Source organism: Paenibacillus sp. FSL W7-1088 (assembly GCF_037969855.1).
In the GTDB taxonomy this organism is placed as follows: Bacteria; Bacillota; Bacilli; order Paenibacillales; family Paenibacillaceae; genus Paenibacillus.
On the sequence record NZ_CP150216.1, the window covers coordinates 3,982,921 to 4,007,848 of the forward strand.

Annotated in this window: 15 protein-coding genes; 2 read left to right on the forward strand and 13 right to left on the reverse strand. The window is 44.9% G+C overall.

Annotated features, from left to right (window positions below):
• Positions 1 to 17: 17 nt before the first annotated feature.
• The 10 genes from MKY42_RS17880 to MKY42_RS17925 form a co-directional block, all read right to left on the reverse strand.
• Complete coding sequence (locus MKY42_RS17880; protein ID WP_090899041.1) at positions 18 to 1,226, reverse strand: SGNH/GDSL hydrolase family protein; 1,209 nt, start codon at positions 1,224 to 1,226, stop codon at positions 18 to 20.
• A gap of 17 nt (positions 1,227 to 1,243) precedes the next feature.
• Positions 1,244 to 3,475, reverse strand: a complete 2,232-nt coding sequence (locus tag MKY42_RS17885) for an FAD-dependent oxidoreductase (protein WP_339843699.1) — start codon at positions 3,473 to 3,475, stop codon at positions 1,244 to 1,246.
• 84 nt (positions 3,476 to 3,559) lie between these two features.
• A complete protein-coding gene (locus tag MKY42_RS17890) occupies positions 3,560 to 5,182 on the reverse strand; it encodes a response regulator (protein WP_339843701.1) in 1,623 nt (540 codons plus the stop codon).
• A complete protein-coding gene (locus MKY42_RS17895) occupies positions 5,182 to 6,849 on the reverse strand; it encodes a histidine kinase (protein ID WP_339843704.1) in 1,668 nt (555 codons plus the stop codon). The genes MKY42_RS17890 and MKY42_RS17895 overlap by 1 nt, the downstream gene beginning before the upstream one ends.
• A 166-nt stretch (positions 6,850 to 7,015) precedes the next feature.
• Positions 7,016 to 8,602: an extracellular solute-binding protein gene (locus tag MKY42_RS17900; RefSeq protein ID WP_339843706.1), complete on the reverse strand. Its 1,587-nt coding sequence runs from the start codon at positions 8,600 to 8,602 to the stop codon at positions 7,016 to 7,018.
• 65 nt (positions 8,603 to 8,667) lie between these two features.
• The gene (locus MKY42_RS17905; protein WP_339843708.1) at positions 8,668 to 9,567 is read right to left on the reverse strand and encodes a carbohydrate ABC transporter permease; all 900 of its coding nucleotides are present in this window, start codon (positions 9,565 to 9,567) and stop codon (positions 8,668 to 8,670) included.
• A complete protein-coding gene (locus tag MKY42_RS17910) occupies positions 9,551 to 10,498 on the reverse strand; it encodes an ABC transporter permease subunit (protein ID WP_339843711.1) in 948 nt (315 codons plus the stop codon). Before MKY42_RS17910 ends, MKY42_RS17905 begins: the two co-directional genes overlap by 17 nt.
• Before the next feature lie 405 nt (positions 10,499 to 10,903).
• On the reverse strand, positions 10,904 to 15,364 hold the full coding sequence (locus MKY42_RS17915) for a carbohydrate binding domain-containing protein (protein WP_339843713.1): 4,461 nt from the start codon (positions 15,362 to 15,364) through the stop codon (positions 10,904 to 10,906).
• Between the two features lie 41 nt (positions 15,365 to 15,405).
• Positions 15,406 to 16,284, reverse strand: coding sequence for a carbohydrate ABC transporter permease (locus MKY42_RS17920; RefSeq protein ID WP_090899062.1), 879 nt, complete (start codon positions 16,282 to 16,284; stop codon positions 15,406 to 15,408).
• Positions 16,285 to 16,299: 15 nt separating this feature from the next.
• Positions 16,300 to 17,184, reverse strand: coding sequence for an ABC transporter permease subunit (locus MKY42_RS17925; protein WP_339852976.1), 885 nt, complete (start codon positions 17,182 to 17,184; stop codon positions 16,300 to 16,302).
• 211 nt (positions 17,185 to 17,395) lie between these two features.
• Here MKY42_RS17925 and MKY42_RS17930 point away from each other — a divergent pair, with 211 nt between their 5' ends.
• Positions 17,396 to 19,105: a histidine kinase gene (locus MKY42_RS17930; protein WP_090899068.1), complete on the forward strand. Its 1,710-nt coding sequence runs from the start codon at positions 17,396 to 17,398 to the stop codon at positions 19,103 to 19,105.
• A gap of 9 nt (positions 19,106 to 19,114) precedes the next feature.
• The gene (locus tag MKY42_RS17935) at positions 19,115 to 20,755 is read left to right on the forward strand and encodes a response regulator (RefSeq protein ID WP_090899071.1); all 1,641 of its coding nucleotides are present in this window, start codon (positions 19,115 to 19,117) and stop codon (positions 20,753 to 20,755) included.
• A gap of 157 nt (positions 20,756 to 20,912) precedes the next feature.
• Here the strand turns inward: MKY42_RS17935 and MKY42_RS17940 are convergent, their stop codons facing one another.
• From MKY42_RS17940 to MKY42_RS17950, 3 genes are all read right to left on the reverse strand, one after another.
• On the reverse strand, positions 20,913 to 22,598 hold the full coding sequence (locus tag MKY42_RS17940; protein WP_339843720.1) for an extracellular solute-binding protein: 1,686 nt from the start codon (positions 22,596 to 22,598) through the stop codon (positions 20,913 to 20,915).
• A 252-nt stretch (positions 22,599 to 22,850) separates the two neighbouring features.
• Positions 22,851 to 23,564, reverse strand: a complete 714-nt coding sequence (locus tag MKY42_RS17945) for a glycoside hydrolase family 16 protein (RefSeq protein WP_179264514.1) — start codon at positions 23,562 to 23,564, stop codon at positions 22,851 to 22,853.
• Between the two features lie 355 nt (positions 23,565 to 23,919).
• Positions 23,920 to 24,837, reverse strand: coding sequence for an ArsR family transcriptional regulator (locus MKY42_RS17950; RefSeq protein ID WP_339843722.1), 918 nt, complete (start codon positions 24,835 to 24,837; stop codon positions 23,920 to 23,922).
• Positions 24,838 to 24,928: the final 91 nt, after the last annotated feature.

The window sequence follows — 24,928 nt, forward strand, 5'->3', positions numbered from 1 at the left end:
CCAAAAGGACTAATCAATTATAATGGCGGCTGCACCAATAGTAACTTACCAAGCTGAATGACCGTTTGATCATACCAAGCTGGATGCTGCCGCACGTGCTCCATACTTCGTTCATTGCCGCTAGCCTCAAATACGGCCGCTTTGTCAGTCTTCTCGTGATCAATTTCGAAGCGAACTTTATGTTTCCCATTTGGTAGCTCCGGTAAGAAAACATATTGATTTCGATTATGATCGTTATATGATGTGAATCGATCGATAAGAAAGGGTTCCCCTCCATCCACCGTCACCTTCAATCTGCCGGAATCCGGCCCCCCAATATCGAATAATCCGATGTGGGTTCCCTCAAACTCCACTGTGATCGTCTCTCCGGGATCGACTGCTCGCCATAGACCGGGGAACAACCAATCATACTCGCGCACTAAAGCAAAATCATCAGGGGTCATGTAAGACCACCCCGCGGAAAAATGAGTAAGACGATCCAGTGGCAGCATGGTTGCATACTCCCAAGGGTTGGCCGGGACCAAAGGCTCCTCCGGCAAGTGATGTTCGACTTTTCCTACGTGATCTCGAAGCTCTCTGATTTTCTCAAACGACCGGTTGATTGTATCTGTGTAAATCTGATGTCCTTCGGGAATCGTTGGATGGATCGAATCATGCGTAAAAATAACGGCTCCGGGAATAGATACGTCTGCTCTTAAGGTGAAAATGAGCTTTCCATCCAAAACCAATTGACTGACTGCTACGCCCAGATGAATCGAAGGAATGCCGTAATAGTCGGCGACTTCCTCTTGCATACGAGCGCCCTTCTGGTATTGGCCGGATTGAAATGAGGTCAAATCCCGTTCCTTAACCGTATACACAAACAGGACATCCGTAAAACGGCTGTGCTTGCGAATCTGTCGGACAATACCTTCGATCCGTGCTTTGGATTCGGGAACTCCCCCATCGTTTCCAACAAATTCAACAAACACGAGATCAGGCTGATGACGCAGTACATCTGTCTCCAAACGGGCGCAGCCGAGGTCCGATCCTGTCCCATCAATGCCTGCGTTCACAGAGCGGATATCTGCATGGGGATATTGCCCTCGCAGCCAATCCGCCGTCATGACCCTGTATCCTTCAGAACGCGTATTACTGCCGCCAAAATAGACAATTGTTACTGTCTCCCCATTTTCCAACTTTTGAATGACATTAGGCAGCCCTCTTCGAGGGAAAAATTCCTTCATCGTGACTTCACCCGCCCTCACTTAGCGTTTTTAGGAGCAAAAAATTTGACAGCAAACACTTCATAATAAGGCGAACCATACGTTGCACAGAAATCAAATCGGACTCGGGTTACACCTTTTGCATGCACCTGATGTTTATTCAACGAAAGATAATTACCACGGATATTCATTTCACTCTCGGTTCCGTCTTCTAAGGTTAAGATCACATCATAATCTTGAATCAACGGCTCGATCGGATCGTCGAAATGCTCCAAATTCAGCTGCGAATTGAAAACAAGATGGATTTCATCCAGATTCTTGGGGCTTGCAAAACCAAATTCCAACCACTCCTGTCCTTCCGAACGTTCAGAAATCCAGCCGTTCGGCAGACCATAAGGTCTGGAGAAGCCGTTGACGACATTCGCGGGATTATACATATCCTGGGATGGCATCAGATCCTTGAAGCAAATGCTTCTGTTGAATTTCTTCAGTCTGGATGGCTCTTCCGGTCTATAATAGAAGCTCACCGCTCCTGTCATTTTTTCTTCATTACCATATACGTCAAGGCTCGCTGTACCTTCCAATACGATGTAGATTTTATCGTCAGCAGGCTTCTGACAGCCCAAATCCAGTGTAATCCAGTCATCGTGCCCCGCTGAAATCATCAAGTTGTAGCCTTTCAGCTCGCTGGCTGGAATATAGTTTTCCTTCCGTTCCCCGCCAAACAGCTTCACTTGCAACGTTTCCGAATGCTCGGATCTATTTTTAATTTTGATCTGCACACTTTCAGCCACGGATGTCTGGATCGGCAAGACCAAACATAACGCTTTGTCCAAGGAGATCTCTTCGGTAGGATGAAGATGTTCATAGCTTCGCTGAGACGAGGCACGAATCGTTAATCCGTCAGCGAAATAAGGGTCCAACGGCTCTTGAAGTCCTACAATCGTTTGCCCGTCTCGAAGCAGCTGCGTCTGAAGCTCACCCATATGCGCTTTGACGATGTCCGCGGGGTCTGTATCATATTTTACGCATAACGCAGCAGCTGTTCCTACCGCCTGCCCCATACAACCACAGGTCGCCATCACCCTTGTAGACCCAAAAGCTACATGGGTAGCGCTTATATTGCGGCCAGCGAACATGAGATTGGGAATATTGCGTGAAAATAAGCTGCGGAAAGGGATATTATACAATCCCGGCACGAAATTCCACGCTGTAGCCGGCCCCTCATCGTAGATGCCTTTATTCGCATGCAGATCCATATACCAGCCTCCGACGGATACAGCATCTTCGAAATGAGTCTTTTGTGTAAGATCGTTCTGAGACAGCATGTGTTCCCCGATAAAACGTCTCGACTCCCGCTTTCCCGGAATCGGGCATACATAATCCAAGATGAGATTGTCTACATCATCAAACTCACCGCTATTTTTGATATAATCCCAGATTCCATACACCAATTTCCGCAGTTCCAATGCGATGTCTTCATTATTCTTGATAATATCCATATGTCCGCCGTATTCCAGCCACCACAATCCGCCAAGTCCATTGATTTTCCTTGGAAAAGACCGATGGTTTATTCCTTTTTTGATACTCTCGAAAAACTCCAGCTTCGTGATATCATACGCAAAGCCAGGCCTTTTGTAAGGAACGGAATAGTTTACGTCACGGGCTTGAAACAGAATCGTATCACCCATCGTGTAATGATCCGCCACTTCTGGAGCAAGCTCCTCCTTGTATTCATGCTTCGCCTCTCTTCCCCATCGGAAGTCAGCACCTGCTTGGTATCCAACAATTCCATCACCAGAGCAATCGATATAGGTTGGGCTTTCAAAACGAAATTTTCTTTCGGAAGCTAATTGAAGGCCCTCCACCCACTTGATTCTGCCGTTCTCGATGCCCGTTTCATGTACACATGTATTCAGAAACAGAGAAATGTTAGGCTCATCATAAACCATGTCGAGCAAGACCGTATCCGAAAGCGAAAGCATAAGCTTCTTGTTGTATAACGGATTATAATGAAAGATCTTCAGCTTGAGTTCTTCTACCAACCCGCCCTCGCGGGCATAATAGGATGGACTATTTCCGAGATATGCCGACCCGTTGATATGAACTCTGACCTCGCTGCTCGCATTTCCCCCAAGCACCGGCCGATCATTAATAAGTGAAACCTGCAGACCTTGGCGTGCAGCTGCAATGGCAGCGCATATCCCTGCAATACCTCCACCTACGACGGTTACATCTGCTTTCATAAGCTCCATTTTGATAACCTCCATGATTAGATGCTCCTATCATGGTAATGGTTTTGGCGCCTTTTTTTTTACAGGATTTCGCGAAAAAATCATACATTTTTTGCATCCTTATTTGGACTCGTACCGTGTCATTTTTATCCGATATTGCTTAGGTGTATCACCCGTATATTCTTTAAACAGTTTGCAGAAATAACCTTCATTGACGATACCTACTTCCTCGCACAATTCCAATAAAGAATAATCCCGGACGTTTAACAACTCGAGAGCGAGATGGATTTTTTTACGGTTGATGTAGCTGATCACGCCTTCGTTCATTGTTTTTTTGAATAAGCTGCTAAAATACGATGGCGCTAGATTCACTTCCTCCGCAATTGCCTCCAACGTTAAGCGTTGTTTCAAGTTTTTCTCTATAAAATGCATAGCACTCATGATTTCTGCACGATGTAATCGTTGGCCCGAGTGCACGTATTCAAATGTGAAGTCGCCAATATAAGCGAGTTGTTCTTGAAATGCCATATATTCCATAGGGAATTCAGCTGCTTCCGTAGTCAGCTTGTTCCCCAATTTAAACTTTACGGTAATTTCTCTGTACAAGTCTCTAATCATGGGCGCCATGATGGACTTGTGGATTTTATGGTTCGAAACAAAGTGCAACAGCTCGGCAAGTGCATTGTCCAGCTCTTCCTTGGAAATCTTTCGTTTCAGCCGGATAAGAAAATCAGCCAGTTTCTGCTGAAAGTCTGCTTTTTTGTCATTATGGTATTGGAACCGATGCATCGGTGTTTTGACTACTTTTTCGGTATGATAATAGAAATCCTCACTCACATTTTTAGCTTCCGTGTACGCCTGTTTGATCGATTCCCAGCCTCGGTGTGGACCACCAAAAGCGACAGATACCCTTTGATTCAAATATTGATGCAAATGAGATACGATCTGCCCTCCCAAGGATAGGCAAGCATATTCCGTTTCCATATCACTGCGGTTATTTTCCCAGGATAGAAAGCCAATAAAACGATTATCGGACAGATCCGCAGCTACCCCACTGCCACCATTCATCACCGTTTCTTCGATGATATTCGTAATCGCATATTTCAAGATGTTTTGATCTGAGGCAGCGTATTCGTTTCGAAAACTTTCATACGTATTCATTTCAACGATGAAGCAGCAATAGTTGGCTTGAAAGAAATGAAACTGCATGCGATTAGCAAAATCCGATGCCCGATGAGAAGGAATTTCGCCTCTGATCAGTTCGTTAAAAAATTGCTTGCGCACTCTATATTTATTTTCAAGGACGGATACATTTAACGATTGAAATTCCGCTTCTTTTTTCTTAAACTCATTTAAAATTCCGGCTGCCTTATCCAAAGCTCGATTCAAATCCGCTTCCCGCAAGGGAACCTTTACAATGTACTCCAATACGTTGGCTTGAATCGCTCGCTGGGCGTATTCAAAGGATGAATAGGCGGTCAAAAGTATGTATTGCGTATGGGGGAGCTCCCTCTTGAGCTGCTCAATCATGGAGATTCCGTCCATTCGCGGCATAACGATATCGGATATGACGATGTCCGGCTTCAGTTTTATGATCTCCTCGACCCCATTCAGCCCATTATTCGCTTTGCCCACTAGAACAAATCGCTTATCCCTATGAGAGAGTTCATTAAAAAACAATTCCAATCGTTGAATGATCAGGTCTTCATCGTCAACAATGAAGCAGGTATAGTCTCTCATCATTATGCATCTCCTTTTTGCAATTCTGCCGGGAATACAGCGCGTACACGGGTTATTTCCTTAGGTATGCTAATGATTTGCAGTCCGAATTGATCGCCGTAGTGAAGTCTTATTCGGCCATGAATATTGTTCAGCCCGATTCGTTTTCTTTTTACTTCCTCTTCACTCGGTTCAGAGATTAAAATATGCTTTATTTTATCAGCTGGAATTCCCTCACCTTGATCAACAACTTCGATGATGACGATGCCGTCCTCCCTGTACGCATGAATCGTAATAGGCCCCTCAATTCCCCCTCCGTTATAACCATGGAAGATACTATTCTCCACAAGAGGCTGCAGCAGCATTCGAAAAACAGGGAAATCCATTAACCCTGCTTCGATATTTTCAATCAAGTGGAAGTTTCGGTTATACCGAATGTTCTGGATCTCGATATAGTCCGCTACATTGCGTAATTCCTGGCGTAGGGAAACCTTCTCTGAAGCATCGTCTATCCCGTATTCCAATAATGAAATGAGCGACCCGATCACCACATCTACTTTCTCTATTTGTCCGAGACGTATGACATTGCTGATCGAACCAAGTGTGTTATACAGAAAATGAGGGTTAATTTGAGACTGTAACACCTGGATTTCCAGCTTCCGCTCAAGTTCATTATGAAGCTCAGCCCCCCGAATCAGTTCCACAATTTGTTGCAGCATACGATCGAATGCTCGTGAAAGATCGCCAAACTCATCGTTTCGATTAATTGTTATTGTCGTTGTGAGGATGCCTTGTTCCACCTGCTTCATTTTTGTTTTGAGCGTATAAAGTGGTTTTCTTATATATTTGGCAACCAAAAAAGAAATGAACAAACTTAAGAGAAGACCTGCAGCTAGAAGCTCAATATAATAGGTTTCCAATCTGGACAAAGCTGCTTTCAAGCGTGATTCATCATTGATCGAGATTATGGTCCAGTTGAATTTCTCCGTCGGTTTTTTCAGAAGGGAGACCGGAATGCCATCCTTGGTATGCAGTTGAAGACTTGTTTCTGTCGTATCAAGAATTTGTTCCGCTGACGTTTCTCCGATCGAAAACGTATGATCTTGAATATTCAGTAGTCCTTTATTTTCAGAAAATCCGGCAATGATTTTACCTGTCGCGGTGATCAGAGCCAGATTCATTTGTTCTTGTTTATTAATCTTGAACAAGGTTTCCTCAATGGCATTTAGATCCAAGTCAACCGCAATGGCCATTGGAAACGGAGCACCGTTCAGATATCGAACCATCGTAACGGTCCAGCCAGAATACTTCGATTTGTATGGTTCACTAATAAAGGTAGTCCTTCTGTTCTTATCAGCCGCATCAAACAAAGGTTCTCTCTCAGTTAAAGGTTCATCGAATATTCGAGTAGCTGTACTTCCGCCTAGAATGGATAAATCGCTTTTGATCAAATAAATATTACTGACGTAATTACTATTGAGTTCATACAGTTCTCTTAATTGCTTTTTAATCACTTCGGTATTGTTAATGTTGGCTTTCACTGATGTTTCAACCGAGAAGAGCATCGTTTGGAAGGAGGAAAAATTAACAGTGAAGTACTGGTCTACCTTGTCAAGGATTTGATTGGTGTAAAAAATGTCATTGGTTCTTATTTCCTTTTGGACATAGCGATAAGACAATTGGCTTATCAAGATGATGCACCCTAATACAAAGGCAAACACGATAAAAAATAATTTTAAAGGCAAGCTGATTCTTCTTCGCATCGATCATCTTCCTTTTAGTTCCGTTTTAAACTAAGAATAGCATATGCTAATAAAGAGAGGGGCTCCGAATAGCCACTCTCTTCGTTTATTTATTTTACTTGATAAGGTCGGCTTCTTTAAATTGCTGGATTGCTGTTTCCTTATATTTCTGCATGTCAAACTTGGTATCCAACGTTTGGAGGAAATTGTCCCAGTTAGAAAGAGGCTCTTTGCCCGTCATAAATTTAACTAAACTTTCATTAATGAAACGTGTGCGGTCAGCATCCAAGGTATCGCTGGGGTCAGGGGTCAATAAATTTCCGGGCAGCGTTGGCCCCACATATTGCTGATTATCCTTGAAAGCTTCCGCCGTCTTCGGATTCTGGAAGCTGAAGTACTCCGCATCATCACCACGGCGCGGCATTCTATAATGATCGACCCACAGGTACTTCTCTTTCATTTCCTTCGATAACTCGGAGGTTTTATTTTTGATCTTGCCGTCCACCACGTCCCAATGAATCCCTTTAATTCCGTATGCAAAGTTCGGATAAGCTTCTTCGTCCGTAAAGAGATAATTCAGCATGGACAAGATCCGAATGATTTTGTCCTTATCCGCTTTCGCGGAAATGGCCCATGAATTGCCTTGGAACGATTTTCTCTCTACAATTTGATCACCGTAAGGACCTTTCATCGGAGGAATAACAATCCATTCCGGCACCTCGCCACTAATTTCTTTCATTTTCTGCTGATAATCCGGCTCCAGCCTGCGGGCATCTCTGATCATGAAGCCAACTTTACCCTTAAACATCTTTTGGTCCAACAGATCAGGCGAATTCATCGTCACCCAGTCTGGGTCTACCACTTTGGCTGCCATCATTTTGTTAATGTAAGCAAGCGCTTCTTTCATTTTGGGATCGATAAACAGGAATACCGGTTCATTATCTTTTATCTCAACGGCCGAAGGAGGATTGACACCAAACATCCACATCAAGCTATCGAAGCCATAGGTTTGCAGATTACCTTCTTTATTCATACCGCCGATGAATCCGTACGTATCGTTTTTACCATTCCCGTCCGGATCTTTCTCTGTAAAGGCTTTCATAACTTCGAACAACTCATCCGGTGTCGTTGGTACCTCCATATTCAGCTTTTTCAGCCAATCATTGCGGATAAAGAAGCTTCGACTGATACCGTTTACATTATCATAGCCTGGAACTCCAATCGTTTTTCCTTGATAGGACATTGCTTCCCAGGAGTCGTTGCCAAACCGTTTCTTTAATTCAGGGAATTGATCCAGATACGGTGTCAAATCCGCAAGAACGCCTTGGTCGTAATATTGCGCAAGATCAGCCCGACTCTTCAAGAAGATCAAATCTGGAATATCTCCGCCTGCAATGAGTGTATTCAGTTTGGTTGTTGCTTGCCCAGCTTGAGGAATCATCATATCCAAGTCGATGTTCATCTCTTTTTCCAACATTTGACGTTGAACATCTTCATCACGTGGAGGTACCGGAGCAGCAGCATTGAAAGTGCCTTGGTTAAACATTGAGATTTTCATTTTGGTTGCAAACTGGCCAGATTGCCCTTGCGAATTACCCGAAGCTGTCGATGTAACTTCTTCATTTCCCCCACATCCTGACAGTAGCGTACCCAATCCTAAGATTGCCGACAGAATAGCAAATGAAATCTTCTTACGCTGCATATTGACCTCTCCTTTGCTTGTATATTATCACGGTTTCACCGTAATAAGTTAGGTTGGAACACCTTTTAACCTTTAACGGATCCCAAGAGCACACCTTTGGTAAAATGCTTTTGTAAAAATGGGTAAACGATTAAAATCGGAATCGTAGTCACAACAACGGTAGCCATCTGTACAGCGAACGTACTTACAGCTCCGGAATTGGCGAGCGACTCAGCGCTTTGTGTTGCAACGTTAAGCAGGATGTTGCGCAAGACGACTTGAAGCGGCATGAGGTTGGAATCATTGATATAAACAATAGCATCAAAATAACTGTTCCAATGCCCCACTGCGTAAAATAAAGAAATGGTGGAAATGACGGGCAAAGACAGAGGTAAAATGATCCGCCATAACGATTGAAGTTCACTTGCACCGTCAACCCTCGCTGATTCCTCGATTTCACCAGGCAATTGCTCAAAAAAGCCTTTAATGATCACCAGATTAAATGCACTAATGAGATTTGGAATAATCAATACCCACGGACTGTTTAGCAACCCGAGAGAGCGAATTAGTAGATAAGTCGGAATTAACCCCCCACTAAACATCATGGTAAACACAATGAATAGTAAAAACGGGCTGCGTCCCGGCAAATATTTTTTGGATAACGGATACGCTGCTAAGACCGTAAATAACACATTAAGCATCGTGCCTACAATCGTTCGAAACAACGTAATTTTATACGCCTGCCAGATCCCATGAGAGATGAATACTTCTTTATAGGCCAGAAAGGTAAAAGATTCTGGTATAATAACAATCCCTCTTCTTAACACTTCCGATTCTGGCGTCACTGAAACAGCAATTACATATAGAAAGGGCAGTAAGCAAAGTAGGGATAAAAAAATAAGAATAACATAAACGACGGATTGCCAGACTTTTTCCCCGATTGTTAAATTGATCATATTAAAAACCACCTCACCAAATTTGCCCATCGAATTTTTTGGCGAGCTTATTGGCCGCCAACACTAAAGCAAATCCAATGACAGCTTTAAACAATCCTACAGCAGTAGCCAAGCCAATCTTAAGACGCTCCAACCCCTCACGGTATACCCATGTGTCGATAATGTCGATCTTCTCCTGGTTAAAGGTGTTGGCAAACATGAATATTTGGTCAAAGCCAGCATCCAGAATATGGCTTAATTTAAGGATCAGCATCAGAATAATGACTCCTCGAATGCCGGGTAAAGTGATATGCCAGAGCTGTCTCCATTTGGAAGCACCATCCATTCGAGCCGCTTCATATAAGCTTGGATCAATACCTGCTAATGCGGCGAGGTACAGTATCGCTCCCCATCCAATGTCCTTCCATATTTCAGATGTGATGACCAGCAGTCTTCCCCAAGCAGGCTCCGTTAGAAATGAAATGGGCTGAAAACCACTTTCCTTCAAAATCATATTAAAAAGGCCATCGCCTGGGGCTAATAATGCTACCATCAATCCATATACAATGACCCAAGACAAAAAGTGGGGTAAATAAGTAATGGTTTGTACGATTTTCTTAAACCATTGGGTATGAACTTCATTGAGCAATAAAGCAAGTAAGATGGGAGCGGAGAAACCGAACAATAGCTTATACAGCGATATAACAATCGTATTTTTCATGATGTCCCAGAAATAAACGCCGTTCATAAAATCCGTAAAATTTTTGAATCCCACCCATGGGCTATCCCATACGCCCAAAGACAGGTTGTAGTTTTTAAAAGCAATCAATATTCCCGCCATAGGGATGTATTTGAATACGGCAAAGTAAATTAATGCTGGTAATAAGAGAGCATACATCACTTTATATTTTTGGATCGTCCTTATCCATGACTTCCGCTTTTTGGAGAGAGGAATGGCGTCCGCTGCCAATTTCACTTGCATATCATCACCTCGTCTTTGTTTGTATTTGTATATTAGCACCCGCCTAACGGATAAATTTCTGAAATTTCAAGAATTTCTTATAAGATTTTATGTATGTAGGCCGTACTAGCCTAATAAACAAGCAATGAGAGTAAACTGAACAAGCGATGAGTACCGGAACTTATACCGACAAATCATGAATGGATCTTCATATTCTTTTATACTCAGCTTATCTTCCCAAAATACAAACAAGCACTGTTCATCCCCAAAGGATAAACGTGCTTGTTTGCTAAAAATCTCATCGTTATGATAGTGAAAATGTTAAATGGATCTCTTTCATGCACTTGATGGAGGGCTATATTATTTTCCCTTGACTTGCAATGCATTCTTTAGTGTAACAAACTCATTATTAAAAATTATGCCATTTTATTGTGTTGGCCCCATCAGGATGAGACTCACATCCGATAACATAATCGCTGTATTCCCGTCTTCGACACCACTAATGTTGCCCATATCAAACACGATGCGGCTGTTCGCATAGCTCGGCTCGGTAGTATCAAATATGAAGGTATACTCCCGCTCCGTGGTAGACAAGTCCACTTGTTCACCAAAAAATCCGTGCCATGCATATCCTGCGGGAACGTCAACCCAACCGATGCCTAGGCCCATTTTACGCGGTTTATCCGCTTTGGCTTTGAACGTCAGTTTGTATTTATATCCCTGTTGCATTGCAAAACCTTCATTAATAATCTGTCGATCCCACGGATTAGTTCCCGCCTGACCGATTTGAGCTTGCAGCTTCTGATTCGCAACTTGGAATACCAGTTCTTCGCTATTCCCGTCAGAATGTTTAAACCATCCTTCGCTGCCTTTTGCAAAGTCGCCATTCGGAATCAGATTGACATGTACCGGCTGTCCCCCTTGATCCGCACCAGGATTCACTTCGTACAACATTACATTTTGAATGGATACGTTATGCTCTCCTGCCGAAGCGGTGCCGAGACCAAAGTTCAACAAGGCAGCTGAATCCCCTTGTTCCCCCATCCCAAAGGTATATACATATGATTGTTTGGTTTCTGTCAGGTTTACCGTTTCATCCATATACTTTGTGTCTTCGCCGTTCCCCTGCGACACTACCACTTGCATGGATTTTGGAGCGGTTGCTGATGCCTCAAAGCTTAAACGATACGTTTTTCTTCCCTCCAGCACAAGTTTCCCCTGCTGCAATAACACTTCCCACCAGTTCTCACTTGTTCCCGGCAAATTGATGCTAATACCTCCATCTTCTCCATGGGATACCTCGAGATCAGGGGGGATCAATTCCCAACCACTTCGATCTGAAGTCAGCTCCCCGTTCTGAAGTATGTTCTGCGAGACGTCCAGCCAGCGTGTATTGTATTCATTCCCTTCAAAATTAACGTAGTACACTGCCCCGGCTTTCAGGGAAACCGCTGGGAAATATATGGTTTTATAGGTCTGCCAACCACCTGTATCTCCAAGCACCAGCTGTGAGGTGGCCACCGTTGTACCTTGTTCATCCTTGACACTGAATCGAACTTTTGAATCAGCTTTGGCACTTGCCATCCGTGTGGAGAAGACGTACACTCCATCGTTCGCCCCGTCTATTTTGAATTGCAGCAGATCACCTTCGTCCATGTAGCTGACATGTTTGCCGCCTTCATCGGAGTTTTCGAGTTGCAAGCCTTGCATGAGCCACGCTTCTGTTGCAGGAATATGTGCATACTTCTGGATAGATACAGGCTTTCCCCGTTTCGTCAGGCGAACGTTATCGACGTAGACCTTTCCTGCAGAACTGCCAAATAATAATTTCAGTTCAGACGTTGCTGCAGCCGGGCCCTCTCCAATCACAATCTCACCCGTATAATTCTTCATTTCTTGACTAATCTGAATGAGTTGTCCTTGATGTATCTGTACGTCATGACCCTCAGCGGTAGACAACTCCACATCCATCGTGCGAGATACATCGGCCTTGGCATCAAAAGAGAATCCGTAGGTTGTGCCGCCTTCCAGTTTCATATCAGGCTGAACGACAGCCACTTGATCAGGCTCCCCATTCGTTTGTTTCACATCAACCACGAGCTGCCGCTCCATGATCGGGAACTTCAGGAAATTGTTAACGGAAATCTGAGCTTCAGCATCAGGTTGAATCTGCTTGGACCAGAAGCCCAGTCGCTCCTTGCCTTGATCAAACGTACCGTTATAAACATAATTGCCATCCGGCAGTGCTTTCCGCTCCACAGGGACTGGATCTGCCTCTCCCATCTCCGTCAGTCTGACATTGGACAACAGGACTGTCCCTTCATCCAGGCCCAGATTGAATTCGAATCGAGCGTTATTGTCTGCGCCATCCCGCATATTAAATGTGTATTCGAACGGCTGCCATTCGGTGGTCAATGAGAAGGTTTTTTCACCGGAGTAATTCGTCCAGCTTTTCTCAAATTGGGTTACTTTGGAGCGAATATCACGGTTAACGGATGCTTTGGCATCAAACTCTACTCTATACTTTTTATTTTTCTTCATATACATCGGCATTTGCGTCAATTGTACGGAATAACTCTCGGTGCCCGCCTGGGAGATGGTCACTTTCGCGGCCTTGCCCTTCTGTTCATCGTCAACGATTTCAACTGCACCAGCTCCGCCTGCATTTGTAATAAACTTCCATTCGTTGGGCACCCCGGTTGCATCGGAGCCTTCAGTGAAGCGTTCATTATAGATTTCGTTGCCGTCTGCTTGCGGAGCACGTTGCCGTTCAGGCTCCATTGGACTTGAAGTCACGTCCGGCCAGTCGTTTATTTTTTTATAAGAGTACACCCGAACAAAGTCAACATTCATCTTCTCGGAGACAAATTCGTTCTCAGGTGATCCCGGCCAGTCTCCGCCCACCGCGAGATTGAGGATCAAATAGAACGGTCTGTCGAAGGGTGCAGGGAAGGTATAGCTCTCCGGCTGACCTGCAGCAGTCGTCTGCCAATCATTCACCTGATGATGAAGCTTGCCATCCACATAGAAACGAATCATGCCAGGCAGCCATTCCACCTGAAAATCATGGTAATCATCTGCAAAGGACTCGCCAGCAGGAAGAGTAAACTTGCCTTGATCATGCCCATGCGAACCGTCAGACTTGACGGCATCATAGTGGATGGTGCTGTACACTTCATGGTCTTTATTTTTGCCACCGATCAGTTCCATAATATCGATCTCACCTGAAGCTGGCCATCCGCCATAATGCGCTTCATCCGTAGGCATCATCCAGATAGCTGGCCACATGCCCTGCTGCACCGGCAGCTTTGCCCGAACGACAACTTTACCGTAGGTCCAGTCCCCTTTTCCCATCGTCATCAGTTTGCCTGAGGTAAACGACTTGCCGCTTTTTTGCTCCCGTTTGGCCTCAATTTGCAGTACATTGCGATCCCCGTCCTTGACGATGCGTGTATTGTCAGGGCTGTAATATTGCAATTCATTGTTGTAGACAAGTCCTGTATCCTGAACAGTCCACTTGGATGCATCGATAGCTGAACTGCTAAATTCGTCATTCCAGATCATTTCCCAATCCTTGTTCGGGATCATCGTTGCCGGAATGGGCTTCTCTCCCACAGGATTACCAGGAACAGAAGGGCTCTGTCCACCCGGATTCGAAGGCGTGGAACCATTTGAACCGTTACCGTTTCCAGGTGTAGGAGGTCTTGATGCTGCTGGCTGATCATTACCCAGCGTCATATTAACACTGTGCTGGCCTGTTGTGACCTCTTTCCCGTTAACAAGCACGTTTTCCGCTTCCACATTGAGTAGTTTTATTTTTCCTTTTGCATCAATCCGGGTATGCCGAGCTTTGCTGTTCACGCTTAATGCAGCAATGACGCTCTCGTCAGACAATTCAACCGTCGCTTTGCGCAGAATAATCATTTCTTCAATCAGGCTGTTACCCGTGATATTCACATGTACCGGTCCCGAAGCGTTGTCCACTACCACTCGTTTCAGTTGGGTATTACGAATATTAATGGAATGGCTTCCTCCACCTTTGATGATGACACTTCCCGTAACCGTCACCCCATCAAGCGTCACTGTACCTTCGCCAATCCCTTCGGCCAGCAATAGATTGCCGCCAACGGTCATGTTTTGGAGGGTGACATCAGCTGATCGAACGACCAGGTTGCCATCAACGCTCGACTCATACGTGCCCGGGCTGCTTTTCACATCCTTAATCATGTTGGATATCAGCGTTGCTGCCTCTGCTCTGGTAATATCGGCGTTCGGAGCCAATTGGTTATTGTATCCGTTTACAATTTTCTCCTGAATGAAATAACTGAACGCTTTTTTGGCGTAATCTGCTACCTGTTTCGCATCTGTAAAACGAGTCAGTACGTGCTCATCTTCCTGGCCTGTTGATAGTTGGAACGCTCGATCAGCCATAACTGCGGCATCCTGTCTGGTGACGGGTTGATTGGGTGACAGCTGTCCAGCAACAGTACCCAGTATGATCCCTGCCCTATTTGCTCTAACCAGTGCTTCATAATACCAATCGTTTTCATTCAGGTCGGTAAAAGATACAGATGCTGATTCTTGCCCGCGAGCAAAGCCCATTATCCGGTCCAGCATCACAATAAACTCGGCGCGGCTGATGCGTTCATTCGGTTTGAACGTGCCGTCCGTATAACCTTGAATCACAGCAAGCTCCTGCATCCGTGTCACGGCTTGTTCAGCCCAGTGGGCCGTCATGTCCCTATAGGGTGTGGAATGCAGGCTGTTCGCCTGCACCTGCTCCATTCCCTTCGCTTGCTTTGTTGCGCTGTCTGCTCCGGCCATTGCCGGATATAGTAGTGAAACCATCATGCTTCCTGCCAAGAGACAAGCCAATCCTTTTTTCACCCGTATTCCTCCCCTTATGTGTTGTTCCTTGCAGGGCCATGCTATTCTTTCACTGCCCCGATAACGATGCCTTTAACGAAAAAGCGTTGTAAAAATGGATACACCAGCAAAATAGGCAGAGCCCCTATAAAGATTTGAGCTGCGCGGACCGTGCGCTGGGAGACGTTCTCCAGCATGGACGGGTCTACGTTGATTTTACTAAGATCCTGCTGCACGATAATCGTCTGCAGTAAGGAAGCCAGTGGATAATTTTTCACGTCCGACATATAGATCATACCGTCAAACCAGGAATTCCACTGACCTACCATAGTGAAAAGGGACAGCGTAGCAATGGCCGGAAGAGACAGCGGCACGTAGACCAGCGCCAGAGTCTTGATATGACCCGCCCCATCTAGATAGGCTGCTTCCTCCAGTTCCTTGGGCAGACCGCGGAAGAAATTCATCATGAGAATAACATTCCATACGGACAGTGCTCCTGGCAGAATCAGTGCCCAGATCGTATCCATAAGTCCCAGCTTCTGAATCAGAATGTAACTGGGGATCAGGCCCCCACTGAACAAAATGGTAAAAACGAAAAACCATGTGTAGATCGAACGACCCTTGAAGCTGATATCTTCCTTCGAGAGCGGAAATGCCGTAAGCAGCATAATGACCATGCCAATGATGGTCGCAATCACCGTTCGTTTCACCGAGACCAGCAAGGAGTTAATAAAATTGGAATTGCCAAATGTCTTCACATAAGCGTCGGTGGTGAATCCAATCGGCCAGAAGCTGACGAGATTGGATGAGGCTGGCGCCATGCTGCTGAACGAGACGGCCAAAATATGAATAATGGGCAATATGCACAGCAACGATAATACGCCGAGAAAGATATAATTGAATATGCTGAATAATCGATAGCCTTTTGTTTTGTAATACAAGCCCTTTTCTCCTCTCTAGAACACGCGATAGTTAGCCAGTTTGTAAGCGAGTCGATATGAAATAACGATCAGAATTGTCGCCACCACCGATTTGAACAATCCTACAGCTGTGGCAAAGCTCATCTTGCCGTTCAGGATACCGAGTCGATATACGAACGTATCAATGATGTCGCCTTTGTCATACACAAGCGGATTGTACAGGTTGAACACCTGATCGAATCCCGCATTCAGAATATTTCCGATGGAAAGGGTCATCAGTACGATGGTGATCGGCATCAACGCAGGAAACGTAATATGCAGGGTCTGCTTGAACCGGTTCGCTCCATCCACCTCAGCAGCTTCGTATAATGCCGGGTTGATGCCCGAGAGAGAAGCCAAAAATACAATTGTGCCAAAACCAAATTCCTTCCACACATCACTGACAATCAGTGTTATCCGAAACCACGTTCCATCTCCCAGGAAAAATATCGGGTCTCCACCCAAGGCAACAACAAGCTTGTTCACCATGCCTCCTTGCGGAGAAAGGATATCCAGCAAAATCCCGCCGAGGATAACCCATGAGAGAAAGTGCGGCAGATAAACGAGTGTTTGACTGACCCTTTTAAAAGCGACCAGACGAACTTCGTTTAACAGAACGGCGAACAGGAACGGAGCGATTAACCCGGCAATAATTTTAAAAAATGCAATTACCAGCGTGTTCCAGATCACTTGCCCCATATCTGGATACAGGAACAAATATTTGAAATTATCCCAACCTACCCATTTGGATTCGGTAAATCCCAGATAAGGTTTGAAATCCTGAAAAGCAATGACAATGCCTCCCATTGGTATGTACTGAAAAATGATTGCCAGCAAAACCGCTGGAACAAGCATCAAATGCAAGGACCAGTTTCGTTGCATATTCCAGCGCTGTTTTACCTTGATGGCCCGCCGTTTGCGCGGCGTTTCTAACGTATGTTCCTTCACCCCAACATCCCCCATGTTATCAATTTTGTATTTTACAAGTGCGCGTGAACTTGTATATTAAAATTATAGCAACGCCCATTTGCGATCTATATCCTAATATTGCAACAACGATAACAATATTTTAATGAGTTGAGGAGGTTGAGCGTTGTTCGCCCGTTTGAATGTCTTTACCAAAATCACATTGCTGTTTGTCATGTTGCTCATCCTGGTGTTATTCCTCTACACTTACTCGAACAGAGAAAGTGTGCGTGTGATTGAGCACGAAATCCAGAATAATACGATGAACCACCTATCCACTTTTGCTGATTCTGTAGAATCCAATATTTACCAACTATCTCTATATGGCATATCCATTGGACAGGATTCCAGCATTCAGGAGTACCAGCGTCCGGACTATAAAGATATCCCATATGAACGTGTCAAGGTTGGAAGCGCTATTCTCGAAAAAATAAATTTGTATAACGCCGCCAGCAAATGGCATTCGACGATTACACTGTATTTTCCAAGGTTGCAAAAAGTCATTTCCACGGATTATTATGCTTATATCCCATACAGGAAGGATGAATTTTCCAAGCCGCTTTCAAAATCCTGGGCTTATACACATGAGCAGTTTGAGTGGTACACAACGGACCCCACAACGGCTATGGATACTCCGGGAAAATCCAGACTTATCACCAAGATCAGTTTCCCGGTACATCATTTAATCGCTATGCTCGATCAGAACAAGCTGAATAACAAAGGTGACCCCTTTATGTTCCATCCCGACCTGGGCTTAATAAGCAACAGCAGCGCAAATGACACCTTGAATGCGATTCAGTCCAAGCTCAAAGCGACGGAACTTTCGGGTAAAGGCGGATTTACCGCGACCCTTGACCACACGGAGTACTATGTCTCGTATATTCAATCGGGCAGTCTTGGATGGTACTACGTGGATTATGTACCGATGCAGCAGATTTTAGGGCCCATTACAAACAGCCGTAATCTCTTTTATGCTTCCATCGCCGTTCTGATTGCCATGAGTGTGGTGGTGTTATATGTACTGTATCGCAGTGTTCAGCTCCCACTGCTTCAGCTTGTTAAGGGAACGAATCGATTATCGACTGGAGATTTTTCTGTTCGTTTGCACTATACTTCTCGTAATGAGTTCAGTTTGTTGTTTGCACGATTTAACATCATGGCCCAGCGGATTCAAGAGCTGATAGAGAACGTATATGAGGAGCAGCTTAGAAGACGTGAAGCTACGCTGAAGCAGTTGCAATCACAGATTAATCCGCATTTTCTGTACAACTGTCTCTTCTATATTAAAAATATGGCAAGAATGAAAAATGAAAAGGCCGTTGTGGCCATGGCGCTTAATTTGGGTGAGTATTACCGTTACATAACCAGATCGGAGAATGATCAGGCAACGATCAAGGAAGAGCTTACGATGGTGAAAAATTACCTGGAAATACAGGCGCTCAGGCTGGAACGAATGCATTTTACGATGGATGTGCCAGATGATATGCTGCATAAAACATTACCCCGATTAACCCTGCAGCCGATCGTTGAGAACGCTATCATTCACGGCATCGAACCTCGTACAGAAGATGGGCATATTACGATTACAGGCCATCATACGGATGAATTGAGCACGATAACTGTGGAGGACAGCGGACGGGGTATGACAGAAAATCAGATGCAAGAGTTAACAAATAATTTGCACAAACCGCTTGACAGCAGCATAGGATGCGGGACCTGGAATGTTCATCAGCGTTTGTCTTTTTTGTATGGTGAACGAGCGGGTCTGAGTTATGAACATGGGTCACGCGGCGGAGTCAAAGTGAGCATCACATGGTACAACAATATCAACGAGTAGGTGAAGTACATGTTACAAATTTTATTAGTAGACGATGAACGATCCGTCGTAGAAACACTGGCTGAAACGATCTCTTGGGAAAGCTGCGGAATCAGTACGGTGCACGAGGCATTATCCGGTGCTGTCGCACTTGAAATTATGGAAAACCATGATATCGATATTGTGATCACCGACATTCGTATGCCAGAGATATCCGGCATTGATTTGATTACGACCATTCACGAGAAGTGGCCTCATGTGCAAACAATTTTACTGTCGGGTTTTGCCGACTTTGAATATGCCAAGCAAGCGATGGCTCAGGAGAGCTTTGATTATTTGCTGAAACCCGTGAGTGATGAGGACCTGATTGAAACCGTGCAACGACTGGTCGATCGGATCAAACAAAAGTGGGAAACCGCCGCATCCTATCAACGGGCTTTGCATGCGTTTCAGGATAATCTGCCACTGCTGCAGTCCACCATGCTTCACGAATTACTTACAGGCAAAACCTACTCTCCTTCTGCGCTGGCGGACAAGCTGGAACTGCTTGAACTGCCCTACTCCATCGGCGAGGAGCTCGGCATGCTGGTCATTCGCATGGAGGAGCATCTGTCCGAGATGGGAGATCACGATCTGTCACTGATGCAGTACGCCATTAGCAATATCATCAGTGAAGTGATGCAGCATCATTTTCACATCTGGCACACACGGGACGTGCATGATTATCTGGTGGTTCTGGTCAGTGTGAAGAGGGGCGCAGTGCAGAGCATGAACAAAGAGGAGAAACCCCAGACATTGCTGGAGCATTATGCGGCGCAGATTCAGACCAATGTTCAGTTGTACCTCAAAGGGGCCATCTCGATCTCCGTCTCCCATTGGGGCAAGTTCCCTTATGAGATCGGAGCAATCTATGAAAGTGCGGTTCGGTCCATGCGGAAGCGTATGGGTCAGGCACAGGGGCTGTTTATCACCGCATCTGATGACAAGGATGTACATCCCCTGCCTGCCATTCGATCCCTTTACAATCCACCGACATTGATCAGTCTGCTGGAAGCGGGACGGTTTGATGCGGTAGAGCAGAAAATTGAAGTTATTTTTGAAGAATTACTGGAGTCAGGACAGCATCACGATATTGCCGAAACAACCATTGAGGTCTATCACGCGTTGGCCGGAGCTTTTGCTTATATCATTCATAAGAATGGCAAACAGATTTCTTCTGTTCTGCCTGCTGAATCCTATAAGTACTTCCAAGCTCCTGTATATGCCACAGCACAGCAGCTGAAGGACTGGTCCATACGAACACTGTATTCGATCAGTGAGGATGCTGAACAAGAGCTGAAGGACAATCACAGCACCATCGTTCGAAGTGTCAAAAGCTTTGTGGATCAGCATCTCGCATCAGATGTCTCACTCCCGGCAATTGCCGAGCATGTTCACCTGCACCCGGTATATTTGTCCAAAGTGTATAAAACCGAGACCGGCGAGGCGTTAACAGCTTATGTATATCGATTGCGGATGGAAAAAGCAGCATATTATTTGCGCTCGTCCAGCGCCAAAGTATTTGAAATTGCCGAGCTTGTCGGGTACAACAACACCGCTTATTTCATTCGGGTGTTCAAGAAGTTTTACGATTTGACTCCACAGGAATACAGAGAGAACCTGCCTGTTTGATATGATGTTTTCGAAACCCTACTTAGCTGCCTGCCTGATTTAAGCATCACGAATAAATTTCGTCAATTCTCGTAAAAGATTAGATTAACACATCAAAAGGCCTTGCCGGATCTTACTCCAGCAAGGCCTTTTCTCTATTGCTCTGTTTTTCTCCAGCTTACTTGCCGCTAGTTACGGATTGATACCACTCATTAACTTCCTTCGTATTTTGATCTCCACCTGAAGAATTCCATTTCTCTACGAACGTATCGAATGCGTCGATTGGAGCTTTACCATAAATGATCTGAGAGAACGTATCTTTTTCCATTTTGGTTAAGATGTCGTTATTCATTTGCATCGACATCGTTGGCGCACCTGTGAACATCTGTTTTAATGCAATATCTTTTTGATCCTGAACAATCTTGGCCGCTTCCACCATTGGTGCCGGTACGCCAGATTTGAGTTTTTTCTCGAAAGGTGTTGTTGCTTCTTCACCGTTAGCAAACTTCGCAAGCGTAGCCATGTTCAGACTCGGGATACGTGCACCATCAAACGTTAATGTGTATTTCTCAGGTGCATAACCGCCTGTCACACTAGCATCCGTTGTTACTTTGCCGTCTTTCATTGCCCAGTCATATCCTTCAGCAAAGCCATTTTCAAATTCATCACCTGCTTTTGGATTGGCATAGTGATCAAATAGATAGTTTTGATATGTGAAAAAGACTTCTGGGTTCTTCATATCTTTGTTAATCAGAATTACACCGTTGTCGTTCGCGGTACCGCGTCTGCCTGCCTTGCCATCAGGTCCAGATGGAATCGGGTAAGCTTTGTACTCCGCTTCCGGATTGTTTTTCTTCACATCTTCGAGCGGCCATGACGGCATCCAGTGAGGTCCGACAACAATCCCCGCTTTACCTGCTGTAAACTCTTCTGCTGCTTTGGTTTCATCATATACCCCTGCTTCTTCTGGAATGTATCCTTTGCTCATCCAGTCAGCCAGTGTTGCCAAGGCTTGTTTTGCTCCAGGGTTTACAGAGCCGTACTCCAGTTTTCCTTCTGCGTTCAGATTCCACTGATTTGGCATCGTGCCGTAGGCTCCGAAGATCCAGCCAGCATCAGACATCCATGTGCTCAACCAGTTTTTGAATCCGATGGTGAGACCGTATGTGTCTTTTTTACCATTGCCATCCGGGTCTTTATTCGTAAACGTTTCCATAATTACTTCAAGATCAGCCAGCGTTTCAGGTGCTTTCAAATTAAACTTCTTCATCCAATCCTCGCGAATCCACATCACTGGATCACTATTATAGGAGTAATCGAGAATCGGAATACCAATCCGTTTACCATCCTGCATGTACGGATACCATACGGAAGGATCTTCATTCACTGCGGATTTCCAGGTATCACTTGCATATTGATCAAACAATTCACCTGCATCAACGAACTTGCCCGTTTCAATCAACTCACGTGCCAGATTAAAGTCGCCGCGATACGAGATAATGTCCGGCATTTCTGCATTGGAAGCCAGCGACAGACGAAGCTTCGTTTCAAACGCGTTGTTTGTGGATGGTGAGACCCATTGATTTTTCAATTCAATGCCGAGCTTGTCTTTCGCCCATTTCGTGTGCACGTTATTGTCCTGATCTTCACCAGATTTGAATTTGATTTCAGGTCCCCAAGGACGCAAATAAGTAAGTTTTACGGGTGGATCATACTTACCGTCCTTCGATTCCAGTGTAGCACTCGGTGTGCTCGGTGCATCCTCTTTACTTGCTCCACTGTTACAGCCGCTCAGCACTGCTGAAAGCGCGAACATTCCTGCCAAAGCCAAACCACCGATCTTTTTCTTTTTGCTTGTTACCAACTTATGTTTCCCCCTGTCTATGTAATGGTGTTGTCTACAGAATCCATCATAATGAATGATCCAGGTGCATGCCCATACTAATATTACAACATTTATTGCATTAATTTAGGATATTGGAAAATGGATATGGATGTTGCATTAGTGCAATGGTCCTTATGAAATGTCTAAAATAACATGCAAAAAAGAGGACAGCGACATACGCCCCTCTCCTCTTATCCTCTTCGTTATTCGCCTTCTTGCAAATGGATCACTCTAATTACTTGTATATTTCACCCAGTCATATTCAGCATACAGCGGGTTAGCTCCGTTGTAAGACCCCAGCCAGCTGTCCACGCCCGTTCCGTTCCACAGATTCATCATAATTTTACCAGGCGTCGTTGGAATGTTCGTTGTGGCCGTATGTTTCAGAACGCCATCCACGTACCACTTGATATGGCCTGGTTGCCAATCAAACGCGTAGGTGTGGAAGCCCTGAGATGCATCAAATCCCAAATTAACGATCTTCTCATGATTGCCGACACCATTGGTGTAATAATTGAACTGTACTTTGGTAGTGTCTTTTCCCAAGAATTCAATATCAATCTCATCCCATTGCGTTCCGTGAGCAGGTCCGGTATACGTGAAAAATGAAGAGACAATGCCTGTGTTTTTGGCAGGTTTCATACTTACCTCATACAGACCATATCCTTGAGAATTGGTTGATCGATATTCACCACAATCAAATTTGTTGTTGGACGGGCTGGTCAAGCTCAGTCTCAGCTTACCATCACTCGTAAAGTTTGCATTGTTCGCTCGCCAGGTGCAATTAAACATTGAACCGTTGGAATAACCATCCGCCTTTTGCCAGGTGCTCGGGTTGTGGTACGTTAGCGGCTCCCAAAATACATACCCTGCGAAAGCGCTTACCGAAAGAAATAATGAAACCACTCCCGAAATCGTTAACGTCCACCATGTCTTCCTTTTCATCATACACCTCCATTCAAATTCACCCACCTAATATAAAACGCTTACATGGGTGTTGTTTCCATTTTATATATTCCACCTGAAGTGAACTATAGCAAACTTTAAAGAATGTATATTCATTTTTAAAGATATGTTAGTTTCATTCGTATAAGGCTGAGCACCTTCTTGAGCAATCATGCCAATCCTTTATTCTTACCAAAAGAACAACTGAAATTGTCCATAACCGTATTCCGGAGAGCACGGTTTGGAAATACTCATACATGTACCAGCCAAAACAGGAATTATTAAAGTTATACACCTTTGTATCAAAAGCAATTGAAGAAGGTCTACCCTCCAGCTATACATTTTTCGATCTGATTTATAACAGAGCACCCTCGTAATAGTACCGAATCAAAATGTCCTGGTCGTAGTTCCCGAATCCCTTTCCAAACAGCGTAAGTCCACCCCGGCCGGGTACCCCTTCTTCAGGACTTAATTGAATGGTCCAATACGTTGCGGCTTGGAGATCCAGATCGTGAATGCGGACATCCGAGATGCGCTGACCGTCGATAAAGGTACCTTCTGCATTGATACGAAACACTTTCAGTACGCCGTACTGGTTCACGTCGGAATGCCACCATTGCGGTGTCAGTTTACCCTTGCGGTCGCCAAAATCACCAGGGCTTGTCCACGTTCCGAGGTGATGGCCATTAAGGACAAAACGGATGTCCGAAGGCCAGTTCTCATTGACTTGCGGAGCCTCCGATCCAAGCTCCAGTGAAATTTCAATTTCACGCAGTACCTGATCTTTGTACAGATAATTAGGTATCTTATATTCGAGAAAACCTCGTGCCAACCAGAGTATGCCTGCATTCACCCGGTCCGGGTCCATGAAGCATGCGGGTGTGTCATATTGTCCAATCATTTGGGTCGTCGTTGCAATCCCGCATGTCGGCCACGCTTCGTAATCCGTATATTGTCCAACCGGAATGGATACCTCATGGTATGGGACATCGAGCGGTTCGGGTGACAGATTGATGAGCATGAACTCTTGCTGAATAAAACAATATTTATATGTGCCACCGTTCTCCCGCTTCATTCGGCTGCCTACAATTCCGGCCTTTTGCAGCTTGCTCACATGGGTACTTACGATGGCTTTACTCAAATAAAGCTCCTTGGAGAGCGCATTAATGTGCATTTCTCTGTTCAACAGCAATAACCGAACAATATTTAACCGCGCTTCGCTTGCCAGCGCCTCATAAATGACTAGCGAAGATGCATCTGTGCCAAGCATCATCAATCTCACTCTCCTTATATTGAATTCGCTATTTTGCGAACTCTGCAAAACAAACTTGCTCCTATAGTTGCATTATGATACATATTAACTA

Excerpts from the sequence above, each read along its gene's own strand:
- MKY42_RS17900 (WP_339843706.1), bottom strand. The coding sequence starts at position 8,602 with ATGCAGCGTAAGAAGATTTCATTTGCTATTCTGTCGGCAATCTTAGGA.
- MKY42_RS17945 (WP_179264514.1), bottom strand. The coding sequence starts at position 23,564 with ATGAAAAGGAAGACATGGTGGACGTTAACGATTTCGGGAGTGGTTTCA.
- MKY42_RS17950 (WP_339843722.1), bottom strand. The coding sequence starts at position 24,837 with ATGATGCTTGGCACAGATGCATCTTCGCTAGTCATTTATGAGGCGCTG.
- MKY42_RS17880 (WP_090899041.1), bottom strand. The coding sequence starts at position 1,226 with ATGAAGGAATTTTTCCCTCGAAGAGGGCTGCCTAATGTCATTCAAAAG.
- MKY42_RS17935 (WP_090899071.1), top strand. The coding sequence starts at position 19,115 with ATGTTACAAATTTTATTAGTAGACGATGAACGATCCGTCGTAGAAACA.
- MKY42_RS17890 (WP_339843701.1), bottom strand. The coding sequence starts at position 5,182 with ATGATGAGAGACTATACCTGCTTCATTGTTGACGATGAAGACCTGATC.
- MKY42_RS17910 (WP_339843711.1), bottom strand. The coding sequence starts at position 10,498 with ATGCAAGTGAAATTGGCAGCGGACGCCATTCCTCTCTCCAAAAAGCGG.
- MKY42_RS17905 (WP_339843708.1), bottom strand. The coding sequence starts at position 9,567 with ATGGGCAAATTTGGTGAGGTGGTTTTTAATATGATCAATTTAACAATC.
- MKY42_RS17885 (WP_339843699.1), bottom strand. The coding sequence starts at position 3,475 with ATGGAGGTTATCAAAATGGAGCTTATGAAAGCAGATGTAACCGTCGTA.
- MKY42_RS17925 (WP_339852976.1), bottom strand. The coding sequence starts at position 17,184 with ATGCAACGAAACTGGTCCTTGCATTTGATGCTTGTTCCAGCGGTTTTG.